Source organism: Bradyrhizobium sp. LeoA1Lang, from assembly GCF_055413685.1.
Map to the genome: position 1 here is coordinate 1 of NZ_JBVAPG010000524.1, position 420 is coordinate 420.

General features: G+C 64.3%; 1 pseudogene. It reads left to right on the forward strand.

The features are described from left to right. Nucleotides 1–100: 100 nt before the first annotated feature. Nucleotides 101–420: pseudogene (locus ACZYOF_RS44385) on the forward strand (IS256 family transposase); the annotation flags it as partial.

A 420-nucleotide genomic window follows, 5' to 3' on the forward strand; every position in this document is an offset into this window, starting at 1 on the left:
GGTGCCGTCCGAAAAGCGGTTGGAATTGAAAGTGGCGTAGTCTCCGGGGTGATCAACCTCGAATCACCCGGCGTTGACGCGCCGGGCTGGAGACCACGCCATGACAAGCGTTACCACGAAGGCTTTAGCTTCGCAGCCTGCAACCGCAACTTCTCCCGCACTTCTCGACGATTGGTTTGACCCGATCGAAGCCGGTCTTCGCGCGCGAGTCCGCGAGTTCATCGAGGAGATGATTCGCGAGGAGCTCGATGGCGTACTGGCGCGCCCGCGTTACGGTCGGCGCCAGAAGATCTGTGCCAGTGATGCGGAGCCGCAGCCCGTCGTCGGCCATCGGCACGGCAGCCGCGAGCGATCGCTGACCGGCACCTTTGGCAAGACCCAGATCACGGTGCCACGTGCGCGGCTGGAGCAGCCGGACGG